General features: G+C 41.0%; 15 protein-coding genes. 5 read left to right on the top strand and 10 right to left on the bottom strand.

Annotation, left to right across the window (positions count from 1 at the left end):
- Positions 1 to 11: 11 nt before the first annotated feature.
- Genes KFQ09_RS11420 through KFQ09_RS11405 form a run of 4 tightly spaced genes read left to right on the top strand, consistent with a single transcriptional unit; the run spans position 12 to position 3100 of the window.
- Entirely contained in the window at positions 12 to 773 is a 762-nt protein-coding gene (locus KFQ09_RS11420) for an amino acid ABC transporter permease (RefSeq protein ID WP_008343545.1), read from the top strand.
- 17 nt (positions 774 to 790) lie between these two features.
- Complete coding sequence (locus KFQ09_RS11415) at positions 791 to 1633, top strand: transporter substrate-binding domain-containing protein (RefSeq protein WP_008343547.1); 843 nt, start codon at positions 791 to 793, stop codon at positions 1631 to 1633.
- A gap of 16 nt (positions 1634 to 1649) precedes the next feature.
- Positions 1650 to 2360 (top strand): amino acid ABC transporter permease, encoded by a 711-nt coding sequence (locus KFQ09_RS11410; RefSeq protein WP_008343549.1) that lies wholly within the window; start codon positions 1650 to 1652, stop codon positions 2358 to 2360.
- Positions 2357 to 3100, top strand: coding sequence for an amino acid ABC transporter ATP-binding protein (locus KFQ09_RS11405; RefSeq protein WP_255835679.1), 744 nt, complete (start codon positions 2357 to 2359; stop codon positions 3098 to 3100). Before KFQ09_RS11410 ends, KFQ09_RS11405 begins: the two co-directional genes overlap by 4 nt.
- Before the next feature lie 104 nt (positions 3101 to 3204).
- Here KFQ09_RS11405 and KFQ09_RS11400 read toward each other — a convergent pair whose 3' ends face one another.
- The 3 genes from KFQ09_RS11400 to KFQ09_RS11390 form a co-directional block, all read right to left on the bottom strand.
- The gene (locus KFQ09_RS11400) at positions 3205 to 3705 is read right to left on the bottom strand and encodes a YwgA family protein (RefSeq protein ID WP_007497715.1); all 501 of its coding nucleotides are present in this window, start codon (positions 3703 to 3705) and stop codon (positions 3205 to 3207) included.
- 30 nt (positions 3706 to 3735) lie between these two features.
- Positions 3736 to 5037, bottom strand: coding sequence for an HD domain-containing protein (locus KFQ09_RS11395; protein ID WP_007497716.1), 1302 nt, complete (start codon positions 5035 to 5037; stop codon positions 3736 to 3738).
- A gap of 170 nt (positions 5038 to 5207) precedes the next feature.
- Positions 5208 to 5429 carry a YuzB family protein gene (locus KFQ09_RS11390; RefSeq protein ID WP_003215259.1) on the bottom strand — a complete coding sequence of 74 codons (222 nt, stop codon included), beginning with the start codon at positions 5427 to 5429 and terminating at the stop codon, positions 5208 to 5210.
- Between the two features lie 242 nt (positions 5430 to 5671).
- Between KFQ09_RS11390 and KFQ09_RS11385 the strand changes: the two genes are divergently transcribed.
- Positions 5672 to 6472 (top strand): RsfA family transcriptional regulator, encoded by an 801-nt coding sequence (locus KFQ09_RS11385; RefSeq protein ID WP_007497717.1) that lies wholly within the window; start codon positions 5672 to 5674, stop codon positions 6470 to 6472.
- 35 nt (positions 6473 to 6507) lie between these two features.
- Here the strand turns inward: KFQ09_RS11385 and KFQ09_RS11380 are convergent, their stop codons facing one another.
- The 7 genes from KFQ09_RS11380 to KFQ09_RS11350 form a co-directional block, all read right to left on the bottom strand.
- Complete coding sequence (locus KFQ09_RS11380; protein ID WP_008343557.1) at positions 6508 to 6741, bottom strand: DUF5970 family protein; 234 nt, start codon at positions 6739 to 6741, stop codon at positions 6508 to 6510.
- Positions 6738 to 9014, bottom strand: a complete 2277-nt coding sequence (locus KFQ09_RS11375; RefSeq protein WP_255835678.1) for a glycosyltransferase — start codon at positions 9012 to 9014, stop codon at positions 6738 to 6740. Before KFQ09_RS11375 ends, KFQ09_RS11380 begins: the two co-directional genes overlap by 4 nt.
- Positions 9015 to 9117: 103 nt before the next feature.
- Positions 9118 to 9603 carry a tetratricopeptide repeat protein gene (locus tag KFQ09_RS11370; protein WP_249476684.1) on the bottom strand — a complete coding sequence of 162 codons (486 nt, stop codon included), beginning with the start codon at positions 9601 to 9603 and terminating at the stop codon, positions 9118 to 9120.
- Between the two features lie 39 nt (positions 9604 to 9642).
- Entirely contained in the window at positions 9643 to 10488 is an 846-nt protein-coding gene (locus KFQ09_RS11365) for an octanoyl-[GcvH]:protein N-octanoyltransferase (protein ID WP_255835677.1), read from the bottom strand.
- A 236-nt stretch (positions 10489 to 10724) separates the two neighbouring features.
- The gene (locus KFQ09_RS11360) at positions 10725 to 11120 is read right to left on the bottom strand and encodes an SMI1/KNR4 family protein (RefSeq protein WP_079919301.1); all 396 of its coding nucleotides are present in this window, start codon (positions 11118 to 11120) and stop codon (positions 10725 to 10727) included.
- A gap of 169 nt (positions 11121 to 11289) precedes the next feature.
- Positions 11290 to 11730 (bottom strand): SMI1/KNR4 family protein, encoded by a 441-nt coding sequence (locus KFQ09_RS11355; protein ID WP_056704175.1) that lies wholly within the window; start codon positions 11728 to 11730, stop codon positions 11290 to 11292.
- Positions 11730 to 13517 (bottom strand): T7SS effector LXG polymorphic toxin, encoded by a 1788-nt coding sequence (locus tag KFQ09_RS11350; protein WP_056704172.1) that lies wholly within the window; start codon positions 13515 to 13517, stop codon positions 11730 to 11732. Before KFQ09_RS11350 ends, KFQ09_RS11355 begins: the two co-directional genes overlap by 1 nt.
- Between the last annotated feature and the right edge of the window lie 10 nt (positions 13518 to 13527).

Raw genomic sequence — 13527 nt, 5'->3', positions numbered from 1 at the left:
GGTGATTCAACATGGGGGAGTTTTTCAAATGGGAGTATGTCGTCACACTCTTCCCTAAAGTATTGTCAGCCCTTCCAACAACCTTACTGATCGTTTTATTTGCCACTTTGATTGGCAGTTTTCTTGGATTCATTCTTGCTTATTTTCGAATTGAGCGTATTCCCATCCTGCATCAGCTCAGTGCAATTTATGTCTCATTTATTCGCGGAACACCTATCCTTGTTCAAATGTTTATTGTGTTTTATGGCCTGCCTGGTGTGCTTGCAACAATTGGGCTTGATATCTCCATGTGGAACAAATTGATCTTTCTGTATATTACATATGGACTCAATACAGCTGGGTATTTTTCAGAAATATTCCGATCTGCCCTATCGAGTGTCCCAGCATCTCAATATGAAGCGGCCGCCTCGATTGGACTGACGAAATGGCAGATTTATAGAAGAACGCTTATTCCTCAAGCAGGGAGAATCGCCCTTCCTAATATCGGCGTGGCCATTGTCAACTTATTACAAAATACCTCCCTCGCCTTTACATTAGGTGTGATGGACATGATCGGAAAGGTTCAAACATTAGGGGCTTTATACTATCGCGTATTAGAAGGATACTTTATTGCTGCCGTTATATTTATCATTTTAAGTATGGTGTTAGAAAAATCATTTGACCTATTGGAAAAACGGATCAATACACCGAAAACAAAAAAACAGCGTCAGACGGCATTGCTTCCCTTAAAAAGAGCCGAAGCGGCCTTTACTGTAGAAAAACGTGCAAAATAAACTGAGGAGGAATTCACATGAAAAATAACAGAATATTCAGTAATCATTACATCATCGGCCTGCTTCTACTTGGTTCATTGCTCCTTGCCGCCTGCGGAAATAATGAGCAATCGGATGAAATCAAAGCAGAAGCAAACAATAATGACCCGGATGCAAAAGAAATCGTCATTGGGACAGGGAACGCCTATCAACCCTTCGTTTACTTAGATGAAAACGGCAAATTAACAGGCTACGAGAAGGCTGTATTAGATGAAGTGGATCAGCTGCTACCACAATATAAGTTTAAATATGAATCCTTTGAGTTTAAAAATATTCTGCCTGCTTTAGATGCCGGTAAAGTTGATCTCGCTGCACACCAATATGAAATCAATGACGAGCGTCAGAAGAAATATCTATTTGGAAAAGTTGGCTACACAGATTATACAAGCTATGTGGTGGTAAATAAAGCATCCGGTCATGACTTTCAAAGCCTGGACGATTTAGCTGGACACAAAGTGCACACCTCTACAGGAAGTAATTTCGCTTATCTTCTAGAGCAATATAACGCAAAGCATGATCGGAAAATTGACATTGTCTACGGGGATGGCGGGAACGAAATTTTAGTCAAAAACCTGCAGAATGGCACGGTCGATGCTGCCTTACTCACAAAGTATGACGTCAATAAGCTAAACAAACAGTTCAATGCTCATCTTGTGACATCCGGAAAGCCTGTAAACGTATCTAAAACGTATTATTTATACCAAAAAAACAATACGAAACTTCAAAAGGACATTGATCAAGCCCTGCAAAAACTGATTGATAACGGCAAGCTCGCTGAATTGTCTAAAAAAATATTGGGCGGAGACTTTACTACATCATAAGAAAGGAGCGATCTGAGTGGATTTTGACGTTGCTTTTATGTTTCAGGCCTTTGTAGCCGCACTTCATTATTTGCCAACGACGCTGCTATTAGGCTTTCTTCCGCTAGTATTCGGCTCCATCTTTGGCTTTGGTATTGCCCTTATCCGTTTTTATCAAGTGCCTGTATTGTCTCCATTGTTCAAATGGTTTGTGGCGATTTTTAAAGCCATTCCTGTTGTATTAATCTTGCTCGTATCTTATCTTATTTTTTCCGATTCGCTCGATCAATTGGCTGCATCTCTTTCGTTGCCCATCCGTTTTAGCGATTTAGATAGACGATGGATTGCCATTTTCGCCCTTTCTTTATATGCCGTCAGCGGGTTATCAGAGATATTTCGAAGCTCTCTTGCGTCCATCCCAAAGGGTCAATTTGATGCCGCTCTATCCGTTGGTTTCACAGGCAGGCAGGTGTTGCGAAGAGTGATCATTCCACAAGTCTTTCCCATCTCTCTTCCTTTACTGAACAACATGCTCATCAGTTTAATCAAAGCCTCTTCTCTCGTCTCTATGGTATCTGTGGTCGATATTTTAAACGGTGCTTTAATTAAAGCCAATGTGAACTATCGTTATCTTGAAGCATACATTGCTGTTGCCCTTATTTACTGGGCTTTGTGTGCCTCTATTGAAGCCATCACTGCTGGATATGAGAAATATGTACACAAAAGTAAAAGGGGGCGGTTCGCATGATTCACATCAAACAAGTGCATAAAGCATTCGGTCAAAACCAGATTCTAAAGGGAATTGATTTAACGGTAGAAAAAGGCGAAGTCGTTGTCATTTTAGGTCCGAGCGGCTCTGGGAAATCAACATTTCTCAGATGCTTAAATTTTCTTGAGCGTGCGGATCAAGGTGAAATCAGCATTGATCAGACCACTGTCACATTCAATCAAGCAAAACCGAAAGACATTCTAGCAATTCGCAGAAAAACAGCCATGGTCTTTCAGCAATACGACCTGTTTATTCATAAAACAGCACTTGAGAATGTCATGGAAGGCTTAGTCATTGCCCGTAAACAACCGAAAGACCAAGCCTATGACACAGCACTCCAATTGCTCAAAAAAGTAGGATTACTAGAGAAAAAAGATGCCTATCCGCATCAATTATCTGGCGGACAGCAGCAGCGAGTAGGCATTGCAAGAGCACTTGCATTGAATCCGGAGGTCATTTTGTTTGATGAACCGACCTCCGCTTTAGATCCCGAGCTTGTAGGTGAAACACTTGACGTCATTAAACAAGTGGCACAAACAGGCGTCACCATGATCATCGTCACGCATGAGATGAGCTTTGCCTATGATATTGCCGACAGGGTCATTTTCATGGAAGATGGTGTGATTGTCGAAGCAGGCACACCAGAAGAAGTCTTTGAACAGACGAAAGAAGAACGGACAAAACAATTTTTAGCAAGATTTTCTTATCATCATTCCTAAAAAACAAGTCGATCCATGAGGTCGACTTGTTTCTGTTTCTATATGCGTACAAAATAAAAACCAGTCTGTTCTAGCCATTGGCTATCACAAACTGGTTCTTGTCGTTAGTTCAATTCCTTCAACTGATCAATATAAGCAAGAGCTGCCTCAAATTCTTCGTCCGTATAGCGCTGCTTGCTTTTAATGGTGAAGACCTTTTCCTTTACCTCATCTTTTGGCAGATCATCAAAGTATAAAATCGTTGAGACAAGCTCTAGAAAACGAGACGATTGCTCATTCATCTGCTGCGTCAGCACTTTGAGGTCAGGCATGTCCACTTCACACTGATCGAGAAACTCTTTCCCATTGTCCGTCAGCGAATAACGATATTGATAGTATCCGCCCTTTTTTTCCTTCATTTCGTCCAAGAATCCAAGGTTGCACAGCTCTTCAATTCTGAGCGTCAACTCCTCTGAATAGGGGCCATAAAAATGAAAATCGTATTTCTCGTAAAAAGGCAAATCTAGCTTTTTTGCTATGTAAATCATTTTTTGCAGCTTCTTCCGTCCAACGATTTCCCCAGATTCAGAGAACACCTTCATCAACTTTGCATGCTCTTTCAACAAATTCCCGACATCTCCTTTTTCAGTACTTCCTTATCCCAATCCAAGCAGCTTCATGATCGCCTTCTTTTCTTCAGCTTTTTCCGACATATCTACAATTAAGTCCATCGGGAAATAAAGTTTATGATCGGTTCTTCGTTTACCGGAAATGGCGTCAACAATATCTGACTGTCTCGACAGTTCTTTAATATGACCACTTTGCGTCAAAAGGTGGATCGGCAGCCGCTCTTCTTCTTCGCCCGGTCTATAAAAGTCATAAGGCAAATCAGAGGAAGAATCGACCACTAAATAATAGTCAGGATCAATTCCTGCTTCTTTGAACAAAGCAGTCAGCTTGAAATATTTCGTCATTTCTTCGTTAGGATTAAACTCTGTATATTGGAATAAACGGCGGTTCATAAAACGGCGGCACAAATCAGCCAGCACGTGATCTTCTTCATCTTCCCACGCCTGAAAATAAAATAAGACAATGGATTCATCCAGCTTAATATAGTCCTCTGTGGTGACATTTCCTTCAAAAATTGAATAAAAATGAACCGGGGCATGTGTAAAAATATATCCCGTTTCATGCAGCTCTTTTGCACGATGGAGGATTTTTGTTAAAATGACTTCCGCACTGCGTGTCACTGGGTGGAAATACACTTGCCAGTACATTTGATAGCGGCTCATAATATAATCCTCTACGGCATGCATCCCGCTCTGTTTCATCACAATCTGATCTTCTCTTGGACGCATCACGCGTAAAATACGTTCCATATCAAAGTGACCATAGCTGACGCCTGTATAGTAAGCATCGCGCTGCAAGTAATCCATTCGGTCGGCATCAATTTGACTTGAAATCAAACTGACCACCTGTTTGTTTTGATACGTTTTGGCAATGACTTCTGCTACATGCTTTGGAAAATCGTCACTGACCCGGCGCAGCACTTCATTGACTTCCGTCTGCCCTAAAATGATATCTCTTGTAAACGATTCATGATCTAAATGAAAGACCTTTTCAAAGGAATGAGAAAACGGACCATGTCCAAGGTCATGAAGCAGGGCGGCACTCAGTACAAGCTCACGCTCCCCTTCATCCCATTCGGGTCTTCCTTTAAACACATCATCCACAATTCGTCTGACAATCTCGTATACACCGAGTGAATGATTAAATCGGCTGTGTTCTGCCCCATGAAACGTTAAATAAGTGGTGCCTAGCTGTTTAATTCGTCTAAGGCGCTGGAACTCTCTCGTTCCGATTAAATCCCATATCAATGCATCCCGTACGTGAACATAGCGGTGCACAGGATCTTTAAATACCTTTTCTTCGGATAATTTCCCTTTTGGATACGCCATCGTTTCGTCCCTCTTTTTTTAAGACGTGTTTCTATTATATCGGGTAACTTTTCCCGAAAACATCCTTGAATTTGCTGGCGAATGTGTTCTCATAGATTGAACGGACGTAAAAAGCCCGACCTGACAGGGACGGACCTCTTTTTAGGTCGACTGAACACATTCAGTGACATTTATTTGACTTTTTTTTGAACCTTTTCGAGTAACTCATCTTCTGTTGGTGCGGATAATGGGCGATTGTTCACAAACGCAAAAGCCTTTTTTCGTCCTGGACCGCAATACGATTGACAGCCAATCTCAATTTTTGCATCAGGGTCAACCGATTTAAGTCGAGGCAATAACGTTTTTAGGTTCGTCGCATCACAATCGTCACATACGCGAAACTCATTAGCCATGTTCTTACGCTTCCTTTCAATGATGAAACTTCATTCTATATGAAACAGTTGGACAACTAAGAGTGAATAATATACCACCCAACATTGTACATCGAAGCGACTGGAGTTGCAAGACGCATTGTCAGCACAGAGACGTATTCACATAAAAGCTAGTATTTTCCACTATCCTTTTAGCAAACTTGTATAAACCTTCTTCAACTTGGCTAATCTAATACCATCAAATCTTATGGGGGTTTAAACACATGTCAAAACAAAGACAAGATGCTTGGTCAGAGGAAAATGATCTCCTTCTGGCAGAAACCGTCTTACGTCACGTCAGAGAGGGCAGTACACAACTGAACGCATTTGAAGAAGTTGGAGACAAGCTAAACCGTACCTCAGCGGCATGCGGATTTAGATGGAATGCTGTCGTGAGGCATCAATATGAAAAAGCATTGGCACTTGCCAAAAAACAGCGTAAACAACGCATGCGTGCACTCGGCAATGGACAGCCTGCGAAAAAACGTTTGCTCTATCAGCCGCAAGTTGAAGAAACGATCACACAGGAAGAGTTCTCTCAAGAACTGGAACCTGCGCAAGAAGAAACATTTGCACCTGCAGCCGAAACAGCCGAACAGCTTCAGTTTGTGGATCAAAGCTACAATGAAGAGTTAGCTAGTTTATCACATTTATTGTCACAGGCTTCTCAAGTGACAGAGAAAAAGCCAGAAGCCAATCCATTTGGGCAGCGCCAAGAGTTAACCATTGAGGATATCATTGATTTCTTACGCCGCTATGAAGGCGATGGACAGCAATCATCTGCCTTACGGATGGAAAACAGCCGGTTAAAACGAGAAAACAACGAACTTTCACATAAAGTGTCTCAACTAGAAGCTGAAGTGAAAAAGCTTGAAAAGGATCAGCTCACCATTCAAGAAGATTATGAAACACTCGTCAAAATCATGAACCGTGCAAGAAAACTAGTTTTGTTTGAAGAGGACGACAGTGCCGCACCAACCTTTAAAATGGACCGGAACGGCAACCTTGAAAAAATGGCAGAATAACCAAAAAGTGCTCCCCACCTGCGGGAAGCACTTTTTTAAATATCCAAAAATAGCATCACGCTAAAAAGGACATTGATCAAGAAGACGAACATAAAAATGTACCTAACTTGCCTCACCTGAAAATCACCAAAGATAAAAATATAAAGCCCTGCGATACCAAGCGTCAGTACAGGCTGAAGAAACGGCACGAAAAGCGAAATGCCGTAGCCGGCTCCTATGATGACAGGAAGCCATAGTAAATAGAGGTAACCGCCATTTTTAGATTTCAAGAAACCACTCCCTCTCTTTCTTCTATCTGCTTGATTTCAGGCTGAACAAACTTGAGTCCGGCCATTGTACGACCTCGCTTTTGTGATGTCCAAATCGCAATCGCCGGCTGATCCGTTAGAGATTCTGTGTCAATGGTGATCAGCACTTGCCCATTTAATTCAATTGAATCTTCAAACTCAATTTTGCACCCAGATAAACTGATATCATGTATGATCACCGGCATCTTCTCTGCTAGTCGGTCCTCATAGGCGATCGTGCCTGTCACACCTTGCAATGGCCTTCTCATCCATTTGCGCCGTAGAGCCTTTGGTACCTTCTCCGTTTCTCTTAAAAAGCGGAGAAACGTCCGAACAGCATACGATTTTTTCTCACGATCCGTCACCGCTACATGCTCTCGTGTGAATAAGAAACGGATCAGTGATAAATACTCTGATTTTTGTGTGTCAGTAAAAGCAACACCAACCATCAGCTTGTCTCCCTCTGGATAGCTCCAAACCACGTCACACGACACACTTTCATTCTCTGAAAAAAATAATTGCGTTTGTCCTTGATATAGAGAAGACGCTTTGTCCAATGGAATGGATAGACGTGCACCTGAATCACTCATATCTAGTAGAAAACAAGCCATCGACTGATCTTGATGATCAGAACGAAGATGCCCCTCTTTTTCAATGATAAATCGCTCTGATTTCCGATAACGCGGTCGATCAAACGCCACAAGCAGTGCCATGAATAAGCCTGCACCGTTATAAAGCACCCAAAAAATATTAATCAACATGAGATCAGCGTTCATCGTCCCATTTACCTTCACATCGTAACCTATTTTCACAAGGGCAAGCAATGAGAGCAGCAAGAAGATCAGATGGGGAATCATCGTTTTCAGATGAAAATGCCTTTTGTCCGTTTGAATTCCCTTCGGTGTCACCAGAAATTCAACACGTTTTTTCAAGAACAGTTCACTGAGTGCCACACCAGCTAAGTGGAATGCCATTGAACTTTCATAAATATGACTCCAAAACATACTTCTTTTTTGATTCGACACAAGTTTAAATGCTAAATACGAGCTAAAGAACGCCGGCAGCCAAAACATGAAAACGGACTGGAAATCTGCCCAGAAACTTTGAATACCAAACAATAAAAACAAAATCGGTGTGAGAATATAAATCATTTTAAACAAACCGTTAAACCAATACACAATGCCATCTAAATAAAGAACTCTCTGCATCAGCGTTAAGCCGCGCACCTTCAAAGGATTAAACTTACGGGCACACTGAATGTTCCCTCTCGACCAGCGATCTCTTTGCTTTAACAGATCAAGCCAGCTTTCAGGTGCCAGACCGACGGCTAATACTTCTCCGACAGACACAGATTTGAATTTCCCCTGGAGAAGCATTCCTGTTGCCATGTCTTCTGTAATCACTCCAGTAGCAAATCCGCCAATTTCATCTAATGCCGTTCTTCTAAAAACCGTATTACTCCCAACATACATGACGGCATTAAACCGATCCTTACCAGCTTGGAGAGTTTGCATGAAGAAGTCCTGCTCATTTGGAATTCGATCTTTCGAGAACATATTATATTGGAAAGGATCTTCGTTATAAAACGCCTGTGGAACTTGAACAAACGCAGTTGCTCCATCATGAAAATAGGGCACTGTTTTTTCTAAAAATGAAGGAAGAGGGACCATATCTGCATCAAGCGTCAGAATCAGCTCCCCATCCGTTTGAGACATCGCATGATTTAAATTACCTGCCTTAGCAAATCTGTTATCTGTTCTTGTCAGATAATGAACACCAAACTCAGAAGCAAGCTGCTCTACAACTTCCCTATTGCCATCATCACATAAATAAATTTGAACGCTTTCCTTCGGATAAGAGAGATTCAAACAACCTGCAACAGTGCGTTTCAGCACCTCAATCGGTTCATTATATGTAGCTATGAAAATATCAACTGTTGGCAGCCTGTCAAGATCACTGATCATGACTTGTTTCCGATTTGAAGGCTTCCAAACCAGTGTATAAAACACAAGCAGCTGGATAAACCCAATGCATTCACAGGCAACAAGCAAAATGCCCATGACAACATTAAAAGTACCTTCATGCGGCAATGTAAAGAAGAGACGCCAGCAAATATAGGCAGCATTTGTTAACACACATAGCACAATGATGACTTTTTTCACAGTAGAGGCCATTGGCTGGATACGATATATCATATACAACAGAGACAAAATACAAAGCATAAACAGCGGGTAATACGTGGTGATGAGTGACAAAACATTTTCCTTCTTTCTTATGTCATAAAGGACTATCACATATAAAATGTCATAGCAAAGGAGGGGATTCTTCCATTACATTGCCCCTCCATTTCTATATAAATCATTTCCACAATCGATCTAACTGATTTGAATAAAAATCAATGGCCTTTCGATAACTCAAAATAGCAGGATCATTTGTCGTTTCAGTTAAACAGTTCAATAGTATTTCCATGGCTTTGCTATGTTCATTTAAATTATACAAAGTCATGGCATAAAACGTTTGAATGGCTTTATTATGCGGAAAAGCTTCCATCGCATGGAGGAATATTTGTTTTGACTTTTCATATTCCCCTAAGGTTCTGTATGTACTTCCTAATCCTAAGAAAGCATCTTCTCTTTCTTCTGAAGACAAACCTAGTTCAAGGGCCCTCTCATAAAAAAAGACAGCTTGTTTTTCCTTCCCTAACACATCATAGCTCCAAGCACATTGATAGTGAATGGAGGCATGATCTGGATACTCTTCTACAAGACGGATGAGCATGTCATTGGATTCTTGAAGATGTCCATTTTCTCGAAGTTCAATCGCTTTCAGAAGTTTCATTTCCATTACATCACCCCTATTTTTAAGATGGCTGGAAAGATATGTTTACGAGAACACTTTCTCATTCCGCTCAATCATCCGCGTCATGTTTTTCTCAAACTCCAGTTGTTCCTCGGTGGTCAACCCTGAAGCGGTCAGTTGCTCGCTCAGCTTTTGAAGTTCTTCTAGTAAAAGACGCATGAGAAGCGCACAATCAATGGGTTCTCCAGTTAATTCTGATAGGGATGCCATCGTATCAGGCTGTATATCAGGGAATACCGCTTTCACCTCATGCCTTCTATCCTTTAAGGCCGCCTCATAAAAACGGCGAATCAAATCAGCTCGTTCCCGGCCGCTTCCATCTGCACACAAATAGATTTGCACAGCGACCCCTCCGCGTAATCTACGCTGAGAAATGCCGGCAAATTTCTTTCCATTGATGCTCAAATCGTAGCTACCTGGACAGTAAGAGCCGACAATTTCATAGGCTTCAATGTCCACTTCATACATCGACAACATCCGGCGGATCAATTCCACCATCGCATCATATCCTCGGTCAATATCAATGCCCTTCTTTTGTTCCGCAAAGATTAAAGACACATTTAGTACGCCTTCATCCAGCACAACAGCAAGACCGCCTGAATTGCGCACAATGACGCGATATCCCTCTTCCTCAAGAAGCTTTACACCATCTTGGAGAAATGGAAGTCTTGTATCCTGAATCCCAAGAACGATCGTATTGTGGTGCACCCAAGAACGCGCTGTCGCTGATGAGAGTCCTTTCCCAACCGACGCACAAAGCGTATCATCCATCGCAAAAGATTGCTTTGGGTCTACATAGAGACCAAGGCTCGATTGATCTATGATTCGCCATGTCGGCTGCGTCAATAACTCAATAGGTTCATTTTTCATGTCCTGCATATCCTCTCGTTCATAAACTGTGTTTATTATAACATGGAGGGAGAATGAGCGAGAAAAAAGCTCTATGACAAGGAACGTCACAGAGCTTTTCAACTGGATGCTTTGGTTTTCTTGCTCTTCCTTTTCGAAATGAAATAAACAGCTGCAATCAAAACGACAGGAACCCCAACCACGAGGCATGCAGCGATCAATGTGTTCCACGGCAAATCGATCATCTCCTTAATAGACTAAACTTCTATGAAACAGCCGTGACTTACCCAGCTTAACAAGTCTTCAGCCACCAATTCCGCATGCTGAGGGTCCATCACACCAGCATCGACGATCCACACTTTTTTCTCTTCTTCTGCCTGCCGCATAAGAAATACTCGCCCGCCGCCATCGTCACCAATGGCTACATAGCCGCTGGCATAATGATGGACTTCCCATGTTTTATTGCGTTCTACTATGTCCTCAGTTCCGTATAGAAGAACATCGCCTTCGACGGAACATCCATTTGTCTGTTTCAGCAAGGTCTTATAAGCATGGGGCAGCAGCATGTTTAGCTGGGATTCTGCCTCTTTGATGTTTATATCAGTTTCTGGTTTGTTGATGATTAAACCTGGAATTTGGGTTACATCGATCATGTGAATCCTCCTCGATGAGTGCTATGTTTATAAATTTTTTGATTTATCTTTAAATTTTACTTAACAGGTCACTCAACCCATACTACTTATATTCCAAATTATAAATTTCGACTTTTGCAATTCTCATCTATTAGCTAATCAATGCAAAGTAACTTTTGAAAGGCTTTTATTAGTCTGCCAGTAAATCTAGATAATATTTATCATCCTCTTGTATTTTGGTTAAAAATTCTTCCAAAGAATTAGCGATTTTTATATCATAATAATATATTGCGCTTTTATCCTTTTCATTCAATTCAATTGACATTAATGCTGTCTCATTTGCTTCAAAAAAGATTAATTTGTTATTCTCAAATTCATCATAGATTTCAATGTCAGGATAAAATTCAAAATCATTAGCCCTTAATCGAAAGTCTCTTACAGAATAAGGGTCCATGATGCGATTAGTGTTAAACTCAGACCCATTAATAAAACCGTAACCTACCTCTATATAAAAACGAATTAACTCCTTAGGAAACTTTAAATCAAGTTCCTTTTCAACATCTAAGATTTCTTTTTCAGTTACTAAAAAAAAACTATTTTCTTCGTTTTTCTTAATAATTTCATATCCCATTATTTTTTAACTCCTTTAAATAATGTATTTGCGGGTGAACCTGCTCCATGTATACCTGCTTGATGCTCATTTGGAAATTTTGCAGGATGCATATTCCACCACTCATGCTCTCCTCCAAAAGTATTTTCAATTATATGGTGAGCATCATACTTATCTCCTTTTTTTCTAATTACTTTACCAGTTTTCCCTGAAATAATATTTTCATTATACACTGGCCACTTTTGTCCAGTATTTCTTTCCCACTCTTTGATTACTTTATTTTTCACACTATCAAATTTCGCCCGATGCTTAGCCGTTTCTATAGGTGACATTTTGCTATACTCTTTATTTCTTAATGCTGCTTTCAAATTATCTATTTGGTTTTTAGGTAACTCTCTTCCTGTTCGTCCTTCTATATCTCTAACATATTTTTTTATTGTATCAGAATCTATCTTACTCCCTGTACTAGTAGTAATCCTCTTTACCGCACTCTTCCCTTGATCTATCTTAAAAACATATTTCCCTATCTTCCCTATTTTCGCGATTGGGATAATTGAAGCTGCGGACAGTGCTTGTTCTGTGCTACTAATATTTTTGCTGGTTTCTGGGTCTTTGCCGGTGACGGCTCGATAACCGTCATAGATTCCGCTGTATTCTAGGATGATGTTTTCGGTTGTTGAGACAACTTCACCGTCTAATATGCGTTTCGCATTGCCACGGCTGCGGCTTTCTGGAATTTTGTCGACTTCTTCTATTTTTACTTCGCCGTTTGCGATATACGTTCGGATGATTTGTTTATTGGCGTAAACGGTGTATCGACCGCCAATAAAATCAATATCGGATGAGTCGGTGACGACTTCATCTGCTATATCGAATTCTTTTAATTTTTTAATGCCTTTGACGTTGTATAGTTTACCATTTATGACCCTGATGTCTCTATGAATCTTGTTTTTCCCGTTCACAGCTTCCCTTTGCAATGTCGTAAGTGATGGATCGTTTGCTGTGACTTGTTGATTAATATTTTTATGAGATTCGTCCCGAACCACCGTCTCCACATCCGCCTGTTGTTTCTCTCTCAGCTTCTTCAACATGATCATCATCGGATTGTCTTTCGTGTTGTCTATTTTGTCATTCAATCCGCTGATCGTGCTGCTTATTTTTTCTTCTTTTCCATTTTTGAAAATAGACCCTTTTTGATAGCTCGTGATGTCGATTTTGGGACCGGTGAACATGGTGCTTAGCGTGTTGATGTATTGCTTCATTGTTTGCAATGCACTTGTTGTTTCATTCATAGCACTTGTTTGTTCTCTGTCAAAGGCATGGAGCAGTCCAATGGTTCTGGATGTCTCAAGCCACGCTTTTTGATAGCTCTGTTGAAAAGCAGACTCGTCTACATGAGGCAAGTGAACGATATGACTGACCCTGCCGATCGCCTGGCTCACATCTGAAACAATGTCAGAAATCGCTCGCTCTGCTTTTTTTAAACCTGAATCAAGTTCGTGTTCAATAAATGCTTGTGATATAAAGCCGTGCTGATTTGATTCAAGGGTATGAAGCGCCTGCTTTGTTTGTTTGAGCGCAGAGCTGTATTCCTCAATGACAACCTGAAAAAATTGCAGGAAGGGAATATGGCATTCTGTATAAAAGGAGCGGATGGCTTGTCCCGCCTCTCCCTTTAGTGCGCCATCAAGTGAGATGATCTGTTGGATTTGTTTTTCAATGGAGCTAATCTGTTGTGATTGCTGCTTTAATGTATTCAGCGTTTGGTCAATTCCGTTTATTAGCGCAAAAGCATCAAGGGTTTTCATTGCGTTCTCC

Source organism: Bacillus sp. FS02, assembly GCF_024398395.1.
Taxonomy (GTDB): Bacteria; Bacillota; Bacilli; order Bacillales; family Bacillaceae; genus Bacillus; species Bacillus altitudinis.
The sequence above is the reverse complement of the archived record's forward strand: the minus strand, read 5'-3'. Positions and strand labels throughout refer to the sequence as shown.

What these genes read in the sequence shown, in the direction of transcription:
- KFQ09_RS11420 (WP_008343545.1), top strand. Translation starts at nt 12, where the DNA reads ATGGGGGAGTTTTTCAAATGGGAGTATGTCGTCACACTCTTCCCTAAA.
- KFQ09_RS11415 (WP_008343547.1), top strand. Translation starts at nt 791, where the DNA reads ATGAAAAATAACAGAATATTCAGTAATCATTACATCATCGGCCTGCTT.
- KFQ09_RS11405 (WP_255835679.1), top strand. Translation starts at nt 2,357, where the DNA reads ATGATTCACATCAAACAAGTGCATAAAGCATTCGGTCAAAACCAGATT.
- KFQ09_RS11395 (WP_007497716.1), bottom strand. Translation starts at nt 5,037, where the DNA reads ATGGCGTATCCAAAAGGGAAATTATCCGAAGAAAAGGTATTTAAAGAT.
- KFQ09_RS11390 (WP_003215259.1), bottom strand. Translation starts at nt 5,429, where the DNA reads ATGGCTAATGAGTTTCGCGTATGTGACGATTGTGATGCGACGAACCTA.
- KFQ09_RS11385 (WP_007497717.1), top strand. Translation starts at nt 5,672, where the DNA reads ATGTCAAAACAAAGACAAGATGCTTGGTCAGAGGAAAATGATCTCCTT.
- KFQ09_RS11370 (WP_249476684.1), bottom strand. Translation starts at nt 9,603, where the DNA reads ATGGAAATGAAACTTCTGAAAGCGATTGAACTTCGAGAAAATGGACAT.
- KFQ09_RS11365 (WP_255835677.1), bottom strand. Translation starts at nt 10,488, where the DNA reads ATGAAAAATGAACCTATTGAGTTATTGACGCAGCCGACATGGCGAATC.
- KFQ09_RS11360 (WP_079919301.1), bottom strand. Translation starts at nt 11,120, where the DNA reads ATGATCGATGTAACCCAAATTCCAGGTTTAATCATCAACAAACCAGAA.
- KFQ09_RS11355 (WP_056704175.1), bottom strand. Translation starts at nt 11,730, where the DNA reads ATGGGATATGAAATTATTAAGAAAAACGAAGAAAATAGTTTTTTTTTA.
- KFQ09_RS11350 (WP_056704172.1), bottom strand. Translation starts at nt 13,517, where the DNA reads ATGAAAACCCTTGATGCTTTTGCGCTAATAAACGGAATTGACCAAACG.